At 69.6% G+C, this 16,829-nt stretch carries 16 protein-coding genes; 8 read left to right on the forward strand and 8 right to left on the reverse strand.

What is annotated here, in order from left to right:
• Positions 1-102 precede the first annotated feature (102 nt).
• The 6 genes from Acy02nite_RS38160 to Acy02nite_RS38185 form a co-directional block, all read right to left on the reverse strand.
• Positions 103-1,083 carry a glycosyl hydrolase gene (locus tag Acy02nite_RS38160; RefSeq protein ID WP_239175575.1) on the reverse strand — a complete coding sequence of 327 codons (981 nt, stop codon included), beginning with the start codon at positions 1,081-1,083 and terminating at the stop codon, positions 103-105.
• A gap of 14 nt (positions 1,084-1,097) precedes the next feature.
• Positions 1,098-3,512, reverse strand: coding sequence for a glycoside hydrolase family 2 protein (locus Acy02nite_RS38165; protein ID WP_203752745.1), 2,415 nt, complete (start codon positions 3,510-3,512; stop codon positions 1,098-1,100).
• Between the two features lie 11 nt (positions 3,513-3,523).
• The gene (locus Acy02nite_RS38170) at positions 3,524-4,336 is read right to left on the reverse strand and encodes a carbohydrate ABC transporter permease (protein ID WP_203752747.1); all 813 of its coding nucleotides are present in this window, start codon (positions 4,334-4,336) and stop codon (positions 3,524-3,526) included.
• A complete protein-coding gene (locus tag Acy02nite_RS38175) occupies positions 4,333-5,193 on the reverse strand; it encodes a carbohydrate ABC transporter permease (RefSeq protein ID WP_239175577.1) in 861 nt (286 codons plus the stop codon). Before Acy02nite_RS38175 ends, Acy02nite_RS38170 begins: the two co-directional genes overlap by 4 nt.
• Positions 5,190-6,497, reverse strand: coding sequence for an ABC transporter substrate-binding protein (locus Acy02nite_RS38180; protein ID WP_203752749.1), 1,308 nt, complete (start codon positions 6,495-6,497; stop codon positions 5,190-5,192). The genes Acy02nite_RS38175 and Acy02nite_RS38180 overlap by 4 nt, the downstream gene beginning before the upstream one ends.
• Before the next feature lie 157 nt (positions 6,498-6,654).
• Positions 6,655-7,494, reverse strand: coding sequence for a LacI family DNA-binding transcriptional regulator (locus tag Acy02nite_RS38185; protein ID WP_203752751.1), 840 nt, complete (start codon positions 7,492-7,494; stop codon positions 6,655-6,657).
• A 79-nt stretch (positions 7,495-7,573) separates the two neighbouring features.
• Between Acy02nite_RS38185 and Acy02nite_RS38190 the strand changes: the two genes are divergently transcribed.
• The 3 genes from Acy02nite_RS38190 (at position 7,574) to Acy02nite_RS38200 (ending at position 11,271) form a co-directional block, all read left to right on the forward strand.
• The gene (locus Acy02nite_RS38190; RefSeq protein ID WP_203752753.1) at positions 7,574-8,731 is read left to right on the forward strand and encodes an ROK family transcriptional regulator; all 1,158 of its coding nucleotides are present in this window, start codon (positions 7,574-7,576) and stop codon (positions 8,729-8,731) included.
• Between the two features lie 127 nt (positions 8,732-8,858).
• Positions 8,859-10,604 carry an ArnT family glycosyltransferase gene (locus Acy02nite_RS38195; protein ID WP_239175579.1) on the forward strand — a complete coding sequence of 582 codons (1,746 nt, stop codon included), beginning with the start codon at positions 8,859-8,861 and terminating at the stop codon, positions 10,602-10,604.
• A 121-nt stretch (positions 10,605-10,725) separates the two neighbouring features.
• Positions 10,726-11,271 carry a hypothetical protein gene (locus Acy02nite_RS38200; RefSeq protein WP_203752756.1) on the forward strand — a complete coding sequence of 182 codons (546 nt, stop codon included), beginning with the start codon at positions 10,726-10,728 and terminating at the stop codon, positions 11,269-11,271.
• A gap of 123 nt (positions 11,272-11,394) precedes the next feature.
• On the opposite strand, the gene Acy02nite_RS38205 is transcribed toward Acy02nite_RS38200, so the two are convergent.
• Positions 11,395-11,700, reverse strand: a complete 306-nt coding sequence (locus Acy02nite_RS38205) for a hypothetical protein (RefSeq protein WP_203752758.1) — start codon at positions 11,698-11,700, stop codon at positions 11,395-11,397.
• Between the two features lie 48 nt (positions 11,701-11,748).
• On the opposite strand from Acy02nite_RS38205, the gene Acy02nite_RS38210 reads away from it, so the two are divergent.
• Entirely contained in the window at positions 11,749-12,279 is a 531-nt protein-coding gene (locus tag Acy02nite_RS38210; RefSeq protein WP_203752763.1) for a GNAT family N-acetyltransferase, read from the forward strand.
• 88 nt (positions 12,280-12,367) lie between these two features.
• Positions 12,368-13,087 (forward strand): DUF8817 family protein, encoded by a 720-nt coding sequence (locus tag Acy02nite_RS38215; RefSeq protein ID WP_203752766.1) that lies wholly within the window; start codon positions 12,368-12,370, stop codon positions 13,085-13,087.
• A 374-nt stretch (positions 13,088-13,461) separates the two neighbouring features.
• Here Acy02nite_RS38215 and Acy02nite_RS38220 read toward each other — a convergent pair whose 3' ends face one another.
• Positions 13,462-13,929 (reverse strand): DIP1984 family protein, encoded by a 468-nt coding sequence (locus Acy02nite_RS38220; protein WP_203752768.1) that lies wholly within the window; start codon positions 13,927-13,929, stop codon positions 13,462-13,464.
• A 567-nt stretch (positions 13,930-14,496) separates the two neighbouring features.
• On the opposite strand from Acy02nite_RS38220, the gene Acy02nite_RS38225 reads away from it, so the two are divergent.
• The 3 genes from Acy02nite_RS38225 to Acy02nite_RS38235 are packed head-to-tail and all read left to right on the forward strand — an operon-like array spanning position 14,497 to position 16,756.
• On the forward strand, positions 14,497-15,279 hold the full coding sequence (locus Acy02nite_RS38225) for a HalD/BesD family halogenase (protein ID WP_203752770.1): 783 nt from the start codon (positions 14,497-14,499) through the stop codon (positions 15,277-15,279).
• Positions 15,280-15,290: 11 nt separating this feature from the next.
• Positions 15,291-16,418: a fatty acid desaturase gene (locus Acy02nite_RS38230; RefSeq protein WP_203752772.1), complete on the forward strand. Its 1,128-nt coding sequence runs from the start codon at positions 15,291-15,293 to the stop codon at positions 16,416-16,418.
• Positions 16,419-16,438: 20 nt separating this feature from the next.
• Entirely contained in the window at positions 16,439-16,756 is a 318-nt protein-coding gene (locus tag Acy02nite_RS38235; RefSeq protein WP_203752774.1) for a hypothetical protein, read from the forward strand.
• Positions 16,757-16,829 lie beyond the last annotated feature (73 nt).

The raw sequence follows: 16,829 nt of genomic DNA on the forward strand, positions 1-16,829 counted from the left end.
CACGGGAGTTGTGTCACGTCCGGGGGACATCCGCCGGCGGATACGGGCGGCCCGCCGGGTCGGCGGGCCGCCCGTCATCGCGGGGATCAAGCGTCAGGGACCTCAGCCGAGCGTGATCTCGCCCTGGTTGAGCACCCGGGGCAGGAAGTACGCGGTCTGGATCTCCGCGTCGGTGTTGCCGCCGCGCAACTGCTCGGACCAGATCATGAAGTACGCCCAGTTCGGCTGCGACGACAGCAACGAGGCGGTGGGCACCTTGCCCATCTCGGCGATCGCCGTGGGCTTCCCGGCCGCGATCGACTGGATCTGCTGGTAGTCGGCGGCCGACGGATAGCTCTTGTACCAGGCGTCGAGCGTGACCACATCGACGTAGTTGCCGCCGGGGTAGTAGCTCGACCAGCCGCCCGCCGGGTTGTCCTGCACGTTCCAGACCCAGATCAGGTTGGTCAGTCCCTGACTGTCGAAGTAGTCCCGCATCTGCTGGTAGATCTTCGCCGACCCGTTCGCGCCCGGCCGGTGACCCCACCAGTTCCACGACTCGTTCATCTCGTGGAACGGCCGCCACAGCACCGGCACGCCCGCGTCGCGCAGTTGTCGCAGGTAGGGGACGACCTCGGCCATCCGGCTGCGCCACGTCTGGTTGAGCGCGGTCCCGCCGGTCACGATCTGCTGGAACTGCGCGTCGGTGACCGACGTCTTCACGCCGCCGTCGAACGCGCAGGTGCTGCCGGCCGTCGGCGAGCAGGCGTGCCAGGTCAGCGCGACGAGCGAGCCGTTCTTCCACTCGGTCTTGGCCTGGTCGATCACGCGCTGCCGGTTGGCGACGTCGGCCGGGTTGAACATCAGGTCGCCACCCCACAGGCCCGGCCACTGGCCGGTGACGTCGTGCACCTGCTGCGTGTACTGGCCGGGCGCCGACGCCGGCTCCTTGTTGTGCTGCCCACTCACGATGTTCCGCCCGGTGATCGACTTCAGGTAGTTGATCACCGTGGCCTTCGGGGTGGCGGGAAACGCCGCGACGGGTCCCGGCGCTATCAGAACGGCGGCGAGCGCGGCCAGGGGGATGAATCGGGGGATCTTCACGGGGAGCGGTCCTTTCACGGGAGGGAACGCAGGACGGTGCCCAGGTCGGTGAGCACCCACGGAGCTTTGACCAGGGCCGGATCCAACTCGGCGGGGCAGCGGACGCGGATGGTCGCGGCCTCGCCGGGAAGCAGGGTGAGGAAACCGCGGTCGGCGACCGCGTCCGGGTGCAGTCGATCGGGCTGCAGCAGCACGTCCCGGGCCAGGCCGGCGGCCTGCACCCGGACGTCGAGACCGCCGGGCACCGGCTCCGCGGTCACCGTCAGGCCGGCGTCGGGATAGGGAAAGTCCTTGTCCGGTACGGCGCAGAACAGCGTCCGCACGTCGTCGAGCTCGGCCACCAGCAGCTCGTCGTCCCCGAGCGCCGACACATCGGCCGGGACCTCGACGATCGACACCTGTCGCGCTGCCGCGGTCACCCGCACCGCCCATGACGCGCGTAGTTCCCCTTCCGCGGTACGGCGTTGCACCGCGAGCCGCCCCGGCCACTCCACCGGGCTGTCGTTGAGGACGGCCACGACCAGGCCGCCGTCGCGCCGCTGCACGGTCAGGGAACGCGGCGCGTAGAGGTCGCGCAACTCGAAGTAGAGCGGCTTGTGCCGCCCGGCCCCGTCGATCGCCGCCCACGAGGTCACCGGCCACAGGTCGTTGAGCTGCCACAGGATGGTTCCGCCGGTGTGCGGCCAGCAGGACCGCCAGTGCGCGACGCCGGTGCGCACGGCCCGCACCTGATTGAGCTGCGTGAGGTAGTGCCACGCGTCGACGTCCGCGGGGACCGGGAAGTGCGGCGCGAGACCCCGCGCCAGTTTGCCGTTCCCGTCCTCGGCCTTCTGATGCTGCATGACCCCGGGGGAGTCCGGCAGCATCGGATCGTCCGAGATGGCGTCCCGCAGCGTCCGCCAGGCCGGCGGCGCCTGCCACCCGAACTCGGCCACGAATCGGGGCGTCGAATCGAGATAGCCCAGGTAGCCCTCGCGGTTCCACACCTCCCACGAATGGAACGTCTGGTGCGCGGGATCGTTCGGCTCGTGCTCCCACGAGCCGGACCACGGGCTGCCCGCCTGATAGGGCCGGCTCGGGTCGAGCTCCGCCAGGATCGACGGCAGCGTGTGCAGGTAGTAGCCCTGTCCCCAGCTCAGCTCGCCGCCTGGCTGGGAGTCCCAGCCGCTCGCCCGGTAGAGCCACAGGTTCTCGTTGTTGCCGTTCCAGGTGACCAGGCTCGGGTGAACGGCGAGCCGGGTCACGTTCTCCCGTGCCTCGGCGACGATCTCCGACGCGAGCGGCTCCTCCTCGGGATAGCAGGCGCACGCGAACGGGAAGTCCTGCCACACCATCAGCCCGAGCTGGTCGCACTCCTCGTAGAAGTCGCGGTCCTCATAGATGCCGCCGCCCCAGACGCGGATCAGATTCACGCCGGCCGCGACCGCTTCCCGCAGCCGCAGCGCATATCGTGCCCGGGTCATCCGGGACGGGAAGATGTCGTCCGGAATCCAGTTCACGCCCTTCGCCAGGATCGGCTCGCCGTTGATCTGCATGACGAATCGGGTGCCGGCCGCGTCGGCGCCCCGATCGATGGTCGCGGTGCGGAATCCGGTGCGCCGCTCCCAGCGGTCCAGGAGCACGTCCCCGCTGGTCAACTCCACGACGAGGCCGTAGAGCGGCTGGTCTCCGTAACCGATCGGGTGCCACGGCCGTACCCCGGGAACGGGTTTGTCGATGCGCAGCCGCGACGCGCCGGGCAGCATGTCCCCGGCCGCGATCTCGCGCCCGTCGAGCAGGACGCGCACGCCGAGCGGAACGTCGTGAACGCGCTCCGCCTCGATCGTCACGTCGAGCCGGCCACTGCCGTCGGCCCAGGTGGCGAGGGGCCGCACGGCCGCCAGACGCGCGGTGTTCCAGCCTTCCAGCCGGACCGGGCGCCAGATGCCGGCCGTGACCAGCGTCGGCCCCCAGTCCCACCCGAAACTGCACGCCATCTTGCGCACGAGATTGAACGGTTCAGGGTAGGCGTTGGGACGATCCCCGAGCTTTTCCCGTACGGCGTCGGCCTCGGTGTATGCCGACGTGAAACGCACCTCGAGCGGCTTCGGTGTATCGCCGGCCAGTGACGTCACGTCGAATCGGTACGAGCGGTGCATGTTGCGCGTCGTGCCCAGTTCGACGCCGCCGAGGGAAACGGTGGCCACCGTGTCGAGCCCCTCGAAAACCAGGTCCACCCGATCCGGGACGTCCCCTTCCCAGGCGATGTCCCGGGCGTAGGTCCAATCGGCGTGCCCGACCCACGCGACCGCTTTCTCGTTGTCGTCGTGGAAGGGGTCCGGAATCAGCCCGGCGTTCAGCAGATCGGTGTGGACACAACCGGGAACGGTCGCCGGGATCGACTTCTCGACCAGCGTCCACGTCCCACCCAGATCCCGCACGGATGTCATCGATCTCCCCGTCATTTCGTGGCGCCGGCGGTGATGCCGGTGTAGATGAAGCGCTGCAGCAGCAGGAAGATCACGACGGTCGGCAGGATGACGATCATCGTGCAGGCCGCGATGACCTCCCACTGCGCGCCGTAGGGCCCCTTGAAGCGGAAGAGCGCCGTCGAGATGACGTTCAGTCCGGGGGAGCGCAGATAGAGGAACGGGATGTAGAACTCGTTGTAGATGGCGATGCCCTTGATGATCACCACGGTCGCGATCGCCGGTTTCATCAGCGGCAGGATGATCCTGCGGTAGACGCCGAACCGGGTGGCGCCGTCGAGCACCGCGGCCTCGTCGAGGCTGGGCGGAATCGACTGCATGAACTGCACGAAGATGTAGATGGAGACGATGTCCGTGCCGAGGAACAGCACGATTGCCGCCCACAGTGTGTTGACCAGGTCCATCGACTTGACGATCTGATACGTCGCGATCTGGGTCGTCACGCCCGGAACCAGCGCCGCGACCAGGAACAGGCCGAGGACCAGGCGCTTGAGGCGGAACTGGAAACGGTTCACGGCGTAGGCCGCGAGGGTCCCCACGAACACCGTGCCGGTCAGCGAGATCACCAGGATGATCGTGGTGTTGAGAAAGCCGCGCAGCATCGCGCCGTTCGTCCACGCGGTCCGGAAGTTCGCCAGGTGGAACCAGTCGTGCGGGGGAGTCAGGGCGCCCGTGGTCGCGTACTCGGAATGCGTTTTGAAAGCGGCGAAAAGCACGACCACCAGCGGAGCCAGAACGACCAGCGCGGCGCCGATCAGCGAGATCCACTTACCGATCCGGATCACGACAACGTCACCTCCTCATCGGGGACGATCCGGCGCTGCACCCAGGTGATCAGGAGCACCAGCAGGAGCAGCACCACGGCCATCGCGGATGCCAGCCCGATCTGGCGGAACTGGAACGCGGTCTCGTAGGCGCGGATCACGAACGTGCGGGTGCCGTTCGCGCCGCCGGTCATGATGAACGGGATCTCGAACACCGAGAGGCTGCCGGAGATCGCCAGGATGAAACTGAGCCCGATGATCCGGCGGATTCCGGGCGCGATGATGAACCGGAACTGGTGCCACCGATTCGCACCGTCGATCTCGGCGGCCTCGTAGAGGTCCGGCGGAATGGACTGGATCGCGCCGAGGAACAGCACGAAACTGAGCCCGGTGAACCGCCAGACCGAGGTGCCGGCCAGCGAGTAGTTCGCGATGTCCGGGTCTCCGAGCCACAGGTGATCGCCGCTGACGCCGAGGAATCCGAGAACCGTGTCGAGCGTGCCGCCCGGCTGGAACAGGTAGAGGAAGACGAATCCGACCGCGACGCCGTTGAGCAGGTACGGGAAGAACAGAATGCCCTTGAACAGGTTCCGCAGCCGGCGCTGGAACGTGAGCACCACCGCGAAGTAGAGCGCGACCGCGATCTGCAGGAACGACGCCGCGAAGTAGTAGAGGCTGACCAGGAACACCCGCCGGTATTCCTCGTCGGTGAGGACCCGCACGTAATTGCCGAGGCCGGCGCCGGTCATCGTGGGGCTGAGCCCGTCCCATTTGTGGAAGCTGTACCAGACCATGTTCGCGACCGGCACGTAGGTGAACGTGATCAGCAGCGCGAGCGCCGGCGCGAGATAGAGCCAGTGGGTTCGTGCCTTCGTCACTTCATGACCGCCGCTTGCGCCTTGCCCCAGCGCCCGTTCAGGTCGGCGAAGTAGGACTCCTTGTCGCCCTTGGCCGCGCCGCGGGCGATGTCGACCAGCTTCTGCCGGTAGATGTTGCCGGCCAGATCGATCTCGGACTCCTTGATGATCTGGTCCTCCCTACCGGCGTTCGTGGTCGCGGCCGGGATCTCCATGAGGTCGACGCCGGTGTCCTGGAACGCCTGCAGCGCGGGCGGCAGCGGCTGCCCGGTGGCCGGCGGGATCGCCTGCTGGTCCTGGGCGAAACCGGACTCGTTGACGAAGAAGTCCAGCCAGGCCTTCGCGGTCGCCTTGTTCTTGGAGTTCTTGCTGACCCCGGCCTTGTAGTCGCCTTCGATCCGGGAGTGGAACCTCCCGCCGGTCTGGACCGGGAACGGCCAGAACGCGATGTCGTCGGGGTTTGCGCCGGCGGCCTTCGCGGCGTCCCTCAGCTGCGGGACCGCCCAGGAGCCGAGGACCATCGTGGCCACCTTGCCGGTGGCGATCATCGGCTTGGAGCCCTCCCAGTTGGTGGTCAGCGGGTCCTTCTCGCTGAGTCCCTGGTGGACGATGTCGAACAGCAGGCCGTCGGTGGTGTATTGGATCTTGCCGGGCTGCCACGGCGACGGGTCGGCCGGGAACTTCTCGTTGATCTGCGGGTCGTTCACGATCGCGCGCTGCGAGTTGAAGAAGCTCAGCGGCCAGCCGTCCTTGTAGTTCGTGTAGTACGGGACGGCCCCGGTCTTCGACTTGATGGCCCGCAACCCGGTCAGGAACTCCTCGGGCGTCTTCGGCGGCGCGGTGACCCCGGCCTGCGCCCAGACGCGCTTGTTGACGACCATGCCCTGGGCGACGCCACCGATCGACAAGCCGTAGACCTGGCCGCCGTACGCCTTCTCGTCGATGAACCGGTACTTCGGCCGCAACTCCTCGACGCTGCCGAGCGGCTCGAAGAACTGGGCGAGCTGGTCGACCGGCACGGTGTTCGGGACGAGCAGCACGTCGCCGTAGTCGCCGGAGCTCAACTGGGTGGTGACATCACCCTCGTAGTCGGTGACCGGCTCGAAGCTGACCTTGGTGCCGGGGTGCTCGGCGGTGAACTTCCTGGCGTACTCGGGAAGGGTCGTGGTCGCCAGATCGGTGCGGTTCGTGAGGACCGTGATCTCGCCCGTGATGTCACCGGCGAAGTCGGCGGGCCCGGTCGAGTCGTCACCGGCGCCGCCGGTGCAGCCGGCGAGGAGCGTGGTGGCGACAGCGATCGCGAGGAGGTTCCTGATTATGGGCATACGGGTGTCCGTCCTGCTCAGCATCGGTTTTCGCGCCTGGGGGGAGCGGCGCGGGAGGGCCTCAGCATGCCGCCGCCATGACATCGACGTCAAGCTTAGATTAATAATTTATCTAGTCATGACATAGGTGGACGCGCTCGTGACCACCGCCCGCGGCTCAGCCGCCGACGGTGCTCTCGCGCACGACGATGTGAGCCGGCGGAGCCTCGTAGACCTCCGCGGGACGTCCCGACATCGCATCGGAGAGCGCCATCGCGGCCAGCTCGCCGATCCGGCCGACGTCGTGACTCATCGCGGACAACGCGGGCGTCGCGAGCTGGCACAGCGGTGAGTCGTCCCAGGCCACCACGGACACGTCGGCGGGCACCGACAGGCCACGATCGGCGATCGCCTGCAGCCCGCCGATCGCCATCACATCGTTGTCGAAGACCAGCGCGGTCGGCCGCTCCGGCGCCGCGAGAAGCGAGGACGTGGCGGTGAGGCCCGCGTCGTACGAGTAATCGCCCTCCACCTGGACCAGCAGCAGACCGTGAGCCTCGCTCTCGGCCCGGAACCCGGATCGCCGCAACTGCGTGTGCGCAAACGACGTCGGCCCACTGACCTGCGCGATCAGCCGATGACCCAGACCGGACAGGAACGACACGGCCTCACGGGCGAACCCGGCGTCGTCGGTCCAGACCGTGGGCAGCCCGTCCGCCGTGGAGGGGTCGCCGATCACCACGGCCGGCAGCTCCAGCCGCTTGACCAGCGCGACCCGCTCGTCCGACGGTGTCAGGTCCACCAGGATCACCCCGTCGACGCGGCGCTCGGCGGACCAGCGCTGGTAGACCGCGGTCTCGGCGGCACGGTCCGGCACGACCCGCACCAGCACGGAGGTCCCGGCCGGGGTGAGCACGCGCTCGAGACCCTCGAGGAACTCGTGGTAATACGCCTCCTCGCCGAGCACCTGCGACGCCCGGGCCAGCACCAGCCCGACCCGTCCTGCCGTACCCGCCACCGGTGTCCCCCTTCGATGCTGCCCGCCGCCAGGTACGGTAGCGCCTGTTGGTCAGCGGGAGATCGGAGTCCTGAGGCGGATGGCGCGTCGTGAAGCCCCCGCGGCCGGGCCGGGCAGCCGCGCCCTGATCGTCGACGTGATCCGGTCGGCGAACACGATCAGCCGCGTCGAGCTCGCGGACCTGACCGGGCTCACCCAGCCGTCGATCTCGATCATCGTGCGCGAGCTGATCACGGACGGGATCATCCACGAGACAGGATCCACCGATTCGGTACGGGGCAAGCCCCGCAAACTGATCTCGCTGAACCCGAACAACCGGTTCGGCGTCGGTATCCACCTCGGCCCGGAGACGGTCACGTGCGTCGCGATCGACCTGACCGGTGGTGTCGTCGGCCGGGAGGTCGTCCCGTTCACGGGCGCCGGCGCCGCCGCACTGGCCGGCCGGTTCGACGACTTCACCCAGGCCCTGGACCTGCCCCGCGAGCGCATCGAGGGGCTGGCCGTGGTCGGCCCGGCCGGGAACACCGGGCTCGGCGGCGCCCTGCGTGCCGAGCTGACGTCGTCGATAGGGCTGCCGGTCATCGTCGAGAACGATGCCGCGGCGGCCGCGCTCGGCGAGTTCTGGAGCCGTCGCGTCTCGCGTGAACAGTCGTTCGGCTGCATCTACGTCGGCGCCGGGATCGGGGCCGGCTTCGTCTTCGGCGGCGCGCTGTTCCGGGGCGCCAGCTTCGACGCCGGCGAGCTCGGCCACATGTCGATCGCCTTCGACGGCCGGGAATGCCCGTGCGGCAACCGGGGCTGCGTCGAGCGGTACGCGTCGACCACCGCCGTCGTCGCCGAGGCCCGCGCGACCCCGCTCGGGCGGCGGCTCGGCCTGGAGGGCGCGACCACGGCCGGCGCGTACGACCTGATCTCGCGCGCGGCGGTGAACGGCGACCGGGACGCCCACGCGATCGTCGACCAGGCCGCGGCGTACCTCAGCGTCGCCGTGACGTCGATGGTGAACCTTCTCGACCTGGGCCGCCTGGTGCTGACCGGCCCCGGGGTGGCCCTGGCCGGCGCGATCCACGCCCGGCGGCTGCGCGGCCACCTGGACCGCACCGCCCATGCGCGCCGCCGGCACGGCATCGTCGTCGAGCTCTCCGCGCAACCCCGCGACACCGCTGCCATCGGAGCGGCGGCCCTTGTGGTGCAGGCCTCGATTGCGCCCGGCCACACCCCCGGTCAGGCGTACTGACCTGGGGTTTCGAGCCGGTCCAGGGTTCCGGGGATCGGCGTACGGGGCGGATCGGGCGGCGTCGGCGTGCCAGTATGGGGGCCGCTTCGGCGAAAGCCGGACCGACCTCGGGGGAGGAACCAGCTCGATGAGCCAGGAAACGGCACCCGCCGACACCGGCAGACAGGCCGCGGTTCCCCCGGCCCAGCGGCCGGCCGGCGACCGGGCCGGGCCGGGATCGCGCTGGCGGCCGTGGATGACCCTCGTGGTGATCCTGCTGTTCCTCGGTCAGATGGCGGCCGGCATGGTGACCGCGGCCCGGCAACAGTCACCGACCGTGGACGAGCCGGTCTACATCGGGACCGCTGTCACCTACCTCCACGATCACCGGTTCACCTACAATTACGAGCATCCACCGCTGGCGAAACTCGTCATCGCGTCCGGTCTCGCCTTCATCGACGTGCGGCTCGACAAGCCGTACCCGGTTCATCCGTCGGATCTCGGCAAGGCGGCCCTGTACGAGGGCGGCAACGACGCCCAGCACGTGCTCCTCGTCGCGCGGCTGCCGATGATCGTCCTGACGCTGCTGTTCGGCCTGGTGGTGTTCGCCTTCGCCAGGGACCTGACCGGCCCGATCGGCGGGCTGCTGGCGCTCGCGCTGTACGCGTTCTCGCCCGACGCCATCGCGTACGGTTCGCTGGCGAACGTCGACATGCCGTCCGCCGGCTTCCTGCTGACCGCGCTCTGGCTGCTCTGGCGGGCGCGCTCACGGCCGTACCGCTATCTGCCGCTGGCGGGTCTCGCGCTCGGCGCGTCCACTGCCTCGAAGATGAGCACGCTCCCGGCGGTGCCGATCGCCGGGCTGCTGGTCGTGCTGACGGTGTGGCACCTGACCCGCGACCGCGTCACCGGCAAGCGTCCCGTGCTGCGGCGTCTCGGGCTCGGCGTCGCGGTGGCCGCCGGGGTCGCCGCGATCTCGGTCGCCGTGGTCTGGGCCTGCTATCTGATCGTCGACCCGCACCTGCACTGGGTCTCGCCGAGGAGCGTGGGCCCGCTGACCGGGGTCAAGGCGAACCTCACGAACCTGCTGCCGTACCCGCTGCCGTACCGGGACGGGATGCGCTACCAGTTCAACCTCGAGCACGCGACGTACTCCGGGTTCCTGTTCGGCGAGTCGTACCAGGGCGCGAAGTGGTATTACCTTCCGGCCGCGCTGCTGATCAAGGAGCCGATCGGGATGATCGTCCTCTGGATCATGGGCACGGTCGCCGTTCTGATCACCCCGCGGCTGCGGGCCGTCGGGCCGTACGTGCTGGTCCCGACCCTGCTGCTGACCGGGGTGGCGATGGCCGGGTCACGGAACTGGGGTGTCCGGTACGCGATCTTCGTGCCGGTGATCCTGGCCGTCGTCGCGGCCGCGGTCCTGGCGTACCGGCGGCGCTGGCTGCACGTGGCCGCGGGCGTGCTCGCGGCGTATGTGGCGGTCAGCTCGCTCAGCGCGTTCCCGTACTACCTGGCCTACTCCAACGAGGCGTTCGGCGGGGTGCAGGGGACCCACGAGATGCTGACCGACTCGAACGTCGACTGGGGCCAGGACCTGGGCCGACTCGGCGAACGCGTGAAACAGGAGTACCCGGGGCAGCCGGTGTTCCTGATCTACAAGGGGCGCGGTGAGCCGGCGTACTACGGGATCACCGCGATCAGTCCGTTCACCGTGCCGCTCGACCAGGTGCACGGCGTGATCGCGATCTCCGAGCGGTGCCTGGCCCCGAAAAGCTCGTGCCTGCCCGCCACCGGCGACCGCAAGGCCGCCCGCGCGCAACTCGACCGCATCCTGGCCACCAGCCGCAAGGACGAGCTGGTCGGCGGCTCCATCCAGATCTACCTCCGCTGACCGGCCTCCCCGCCCCGGCGCCGTGACCCGACCGTTACGCCGAGTGCCGTTTGCGGCGGGAGGAGCAGGGAATCCCGGCCCGCCGCAAGAGTGAACGATCTTCTGGTTGGGGGGAGGCCCAGTGACCGCGCTGGCCGAGAATGATCTGCGGGACCGCCGGACGAAGATACGCGAGCGGGAGTTGCTGCTGGCGCTGGAACGGTGGGCGCCGGCCTACCGTGACGTGGCCGGCGACGTTCTGACGTACGTCTTCGAGATCGCCGAGGCCACCGAGCCCGAGCGCGACTGGCTGCGGCAGCGGGTCGCGGCGAACGGACTGCCCGCCACGCCCGGGCCGACCCACGAGCAGCTGCGCGCCGCCGGCCGGCACGCCAACGCCGCCGCCAGCGCCGCGTTCCTCGCCGGTGACTACGGTCGCGCCCGTGACCTGGTCGACGACGCCCGGGCCTACGGCGCGCTGTTCGAGAGCGAGTGGGTCAAGCTGCACCAGTTCATCAGCGCCAAGGCAGGGTATGTCCCCGTCATGACCGAGAACGAGGAACTTCCCGAGCTCACCGAGCGCCCCGACATCGAACGTCCGGTCGACCTGCAGGACGCACCCCGCCACGAGAAGCCCGGCCCGGTTCCCGTCCCGCAGGAAAAGCCGGACGACAAACCCGGGAGCTGACTGCAACCGCCGGCCGGCGCTGACGCTCGGTCCGGGAGCTGACCGCGACCCGTCGGCACCGCCCGGCGCCAGCCCTGCTTCCGTGCCGGGCGGGCAGCGCGGCTCACGCTTGCCGGCTGGTGCTCACGGTCGTTCCTCGTGCCTCATAACGACCGTGAGCACCAGCCGGCAAGCTCGCGCCGCCGCAACGTGCTTCTCTGTCGCACATCGCGCGGTCCTTCTCGCTCCGGTGGGTGGGCGGCGGGCGATGTAGGGGAACCTGCGGCCGGTGATCAGGGGTGGAGGGCCCGGGGTGAGCACCGCGAAGGCCCGGTTGGTGAGAACCTGCGGGCCCTCGGCGCCGTCGTCGGCGGCCCAGCGGTGCATCACCGCCACGATCTCGTCGACCGTCCCGGCCTGAGTGGGGAAGACCTTGCCGTTCAGGAGCATGATCGGCGTGATCGCATGCCGGGTCCGGCGATGGTCCAGAATCTGATCGTGACCTCCGACGCCCGGCCGCCGGGAAACCTTGTCATCCGCCGCTATGAGGCCGGCGACGCCGGTGACACCTGGCGGGTCTTCCGGGCAGCCGTCCACGGCACGGCCAGCCGCGACTACACCGCCGAACAGATCGAGGCGTGGGCACCGCCGAGCGTCGACGAGGCCCGGTGGCAGGAACGTCGCTCGGCCTCGAGAACCTACGTCGCCTGCTGGGACGGCGCCGTCGTAGGCTTCGGTGACTTCACCGGCGACGGCGTGCTGGACATGCTTTTCGTCCACCCCGACGTCGGCGGCCGCGGCGTGGCTCGCGCGCTGGTCACCCGAATCCTGCGGGAGGCGGCCGCCGACGGTCACCAGGGGTTGCGGGTGCACGCCAGCCGCACGGCGAAACCCGCCTTCGAACGGTTCGGGTTCGCCGTCGACGCCACCCGGCTGGCCGAGATCCGCGGGCAGCAGCTGCAGAACTTCGACATGAGCATCGTCTTCGAGCCGGACAGCAGCGCCGGAACTGCCCCGCGAGACGGGTGATCGGCCGCATCGGCTGATCGGAGGCGATCGAGCGATGATCGGCTATTTCCATGTGCGACGGACCGTCCGGGGCGCCTAGGAAAGAGCCATGACCAACGAGGTGACCGTTCCGCTGCTGCCCTGCGCGTCGATCGACGACATCGAGACCTTCTACCGGGCTCTCGGCTTCAGCACCACGTACAAGCAGCGCAAACCCAACCCCTGCATGGGACTCCAGCGTGAAGACCTGAACCTGCAGTTCTTCGAGATGGCCGGCTTCGACGCAGAGCAGTCCTACGGCTCCTGTCTCGTGCTCACCCCGGACATCGCGGGACTGCACCGTGCTTTCGCTGCCGGCATGCGGGCCGCGTACGGCAAAGTCCTGGTGTCCGGAATCCCGCGGATGACCCGGCCCAGGGCTCGGAAGAACGCCGATGGGGTGGGCGGGTTCAGCGTCATCGACCCGGGTGGCAACTGGATCCGCGTCTTCCAGCACGCCCCCACGGCGCCTGCGCCGGCACCCGAACCCGCCGGCCGGCTCGCCAAGGCGCTGGCGAACGCCGTCGTGCTGGCCGACTCCAAGGGTGACGCGGGCCAGGCAGCCCGCATTCTCGACAGCGCGCTGGCTCGCCCGCGGGCCGACGACGACCCGGTGACCCACGTCGAGGTTCTGGTGTACCGCGCGGAACTGGCGATGACGCTTCATGACCGGGACACCGCAACGGAGATGCTGGCCCGCGCCGAGCACATCGCGCTGAACGCGGACGAGACCCTACGGGCGGCGCCGACCTTCGAGATCGCTGCCGACCTCGCGGCCGCGTTGCGATGACTCCGGGGCGCAGTCGATGCTTCCTCATCGGCTGGAAGCGTCGCGCTCTATGAGCCCTCAGCTAATAGGTCCCGGCAGCCCGCCGTCGCACCTGGCCGTACCTCCGTAATCGTCTCCACACCGGTCGACCGTGGTGTGGAGATGTGGTGGAGAAGAGACGCGGAGTTCCCCGTTCCCGCCCTCGCCGTCGTGGATCTGCACTCGGTGGTGAGTTGTTCCCTGTGCGCCGTCACTTGTGCCCGGTGCTGGGCGTGCGTTGTCATCCGGGGAATCGAACCCCTGCACCTGCCCGCGGCGCGCCAAGAAAGGAGCCGATTTGCCCGCCGGCTCTCGGGTGCGTGCACGCCTCCACGTCGGCTACCTGCTCCGCGTCCTCAGTCCAGGAGATCGGCCTCCCAGTTCGTCCGCTGGATCAGGGTGTCGACCTCGCGCAGTTGCCGGGCCAGATCGTCGGCCTGGCGTCGCAGGTCGGCCACCGGCAGCGCCGGGATCATCTTCAGCTCGGACCGCAGCTGCCGGAACCCGCGTTGCCCTTCCCCGGCCGCGGCGTCGGCAGCCGAGGTGATCATGCTGTGCCGCAGCCGCAGGACGTCGCGGCGGGCGATCGCGTCGGTCAGCGTCCCGCCGCCCTCGACGACGGTCGCGGCGTTGGTCCGGTTGATCCGCCGGATCAGCGACTCCAGCTCGCCGAGGACCTGGCCGGCCTCGGTCAGCAACGCCGCCGCGTCCTCGGCCGGGGCCTCGCCCTCCTGATAGCGGGCGCTGCCGGTCACCCGGGACCGCAGTTGTTCCGCGCGGCGCGACGCGTCCGCGCGCAACGCGAGAGCCTCGGCAAGTTTCATGGTCACCAGTATGTCCGACCAGGAGCTCGCGCCGGGGCCGGCCGTCGGAGGTCACCGCGGGTGTCGTGGTTGACAGCGCACCGTCCCTTTCTCTAGCCTTCAACCGCAATCGATTGACGGCAATGGCGCTATCGGATCGATCGAAGTTCACTGTGTCGTCTTCACGTTTACGATGAGCCCGCCGCGGGCTGGACCACTCGCCACGAGACGAACGATGACGGGGCATGCTTCCCGGGTCGGCGAGGTCCCCCATCATCAGCGGGCGACGACGGCACGGGGGATCGTATTCATGCTGATTCAAGGTTGATGCCGACGCGAGCTGCTGCCCGGGCGGCACGCTGCTCGCTGCGTTGACCCACCCGCCGAGCACCCGTGCGGCCGTCGTCGAGGACGGTCCGCACCGTGTCGCGGCCATTCCACGACGTTTCTGAAACCGTTCGGCGTCGTGCTTCCCTCAGAACGTTCCCATTTCCGGAAAAGGCGCCGGAACGATTCTGGCTGCCTGCTGCTCCGCATTCCGGCCGAGGCCCGACGCTCGGTCGTCCATGTCAATATTGGAGAGACGCAATGACAACGACGTCAGCGCTGACCGCCGATCAACTACGCCCTGCCCTGGCCCGGCACGTCCGCCGGACCTTCGGCCCGGACCGCGTCCGGGACCTGCACGACCGGTTCGCCACCGAGAACATCGTCGTGCTCCGGCAGTTCTGCCCACCGGAGCTCACCGAGGCGATCGCCGCCGAGGCCCGGAGCATCGCCGAGCGCAACGGCACCCCGCACGACCTGGTCTTCGCGATCACCGACAGCACGCCCCGGCGGATGACGACGGTGGGACAACCCGTGATCCGCGACGAGGGCCCGCTGATCCACGCCTTCTACTTCAATCCTGACATGCTCGACATCGCCTCCGACATCGTCGGTGAGCGCGTGCACGTCTGCCCCTACGCGGGTGAGCACTACGTGATCAGTGTGCTGGACCGCACCGGCGACACCCACGGCTGGCACTGGGACGACTACACGTACGGGATCATCCTCGTGCTGGAGGCGCCGCCGTACACCGACGGCGGGTTCGTCCAGGCCGCACCCGGCACGAGCTGGGACAAGCAGAACCCGGACGTCTACGGCGCGCTGCTGCGCAGCCAGGTCCGGTCCTACGCGCTGGAGCCGGGCGACGCGTACCTGATCAAGACGAACACCACGATGCACCGCGTGCACCCGATCCGGGGCGACGGCCGCCGGATGATCGTCAACATGACGCTGGCCAGCACGGCGGACCTGTCCCGGCCGCTCACGCACGAGACGAACGACGTGCTGTTCGGCGGGACCACCGATCCGCGCCGGGCGAAGTGAACGGGGCCCGCGTGAACGTCCGCGAGTCGATGCGCCCACTGCCCCGGATGACCCAGCCGTTTCTGACCTGGGTCACCGGGGTGCCACCGGCCGACGCCGCGCCCCGGGTCCTCTGGCACCCCCACCTGGCCGCCGTGACCGGGGTGGCGCAGACCGCCGCCGGCATCGCGCTGGGCGCCGTGGCCCTGCACCTGCCCTGGTACGCCCTGGTCCCGCTGCTGCTGGTGGCCTGGCCGACGATCGGCGGCGGCCTGCGCCGGCTGGACGTGGTGGTCGTGCACCAGACCCTGCACCGGATGTTCGCCCGCTCGGACCGGGCGAACCGGGTGGTCAGCGAGATCGTCACCACCCTGCTGTGGCGGCCGCCCTACGACGGGAACCGCAAGGAACACCTGGTGCACCACGCCCACCCCTGCTCGTTCCGGGACGGTGACACGCAGTACCTGCTGAGCACCGGGGCGGCTCCGGGCATGACCGAACAGCAGTTCCGCCGCTACCTGTGGCGGGCCGTCTTCTCGCCGCGGCACCACTGGTCGTTCACCGCCGGGCGGGTCCGGGCCAACGTCACCGGCGAGCAGCCCGTCCACCGCCGGGTGATGAGCCTGGCCTACCTGGCGCTCACCGTCGCCGGGCTGGCGCTGACCGGCTGGTGGCTGTACTGGCTGCTGCTCTGGTTGGTGCCGGCCACGTTCTTCTTCCAGGCCCAGACGTTCCTCTACACGCTCAGCGAGCACCGCTGGTGGCTCTTCGACAACGCCGAGCGGCTCACCAAGAGTCAGCGCGACCAGTTGACGTTCGGCCGGTTCTGCGGTGAGCCGGCCCCCGCGGTCGCCGGGCGGCCGTGGGCGGTCCGGCAGCTCGCCTGGGCGCGGTGGTGGCTGCGCATGGTGCTGGTCTACGCGCCGTACCGGATGTGGGTACTGGTCGGCGACACCGTGCAGCACGACCTGCACCACGTGCGGCCGAAGTGCGACTGGGCCAACTCGTCCTGGGTGCGCAACGCCGATCTGCGCTCGTCCGAGGCCGGCCGCTACTACGAGGTGTGGGGCGGACTGCTCAGCCACGTCTACGCCGGCAACAGCGTCCGGGGCTGGCAGGCGCGGCCGTCGGTCGCCCTGACCGGCACGGCCGCCCGCTGACCGGCCGGCGAGGAGGCGAGATGGCACGGCGCACCACGAGCACCGCCGGCCCGGCCGGCCTGGCCGCCCTGCGGTCGGCGATCGGGCGGCTCGTCGAGTCCGACCGGATCGACGCCTGGGTGACCGGCCTGCCGGACGAGGCCCTCATCCAGTTCATGGCACCCCTGGAGATGCTCTCCTTCCAGTACTACCTCGACCCGCCGCCGCACCACCGGCACCTGGTCAAGGCGGCCCGGGTGACCTGTGAGTCCATGCACGCCGTGCTGGACCGGTGCCCGCCCGACCTGGCGGACGCACTGTGCCGGATCGACACGGAACTCGGCCGCCACCCGGCCTGAGGACCGTCGCCGGTCGTCCACGCGGGCGGACCGCCGCACCACGGCGCGCACCGCCGGCAGACATGATGGAGAC

This window comes from Actinoplanes cyaneus (genome assembly GCF_016862095.1).
Classification (GTDB): Bacteria; Actinomycetota; Actinomycetes; order Mycobacteriales; family Micromonosporaceae; genus Actinoplanes; species Actinoplanes cyaneus.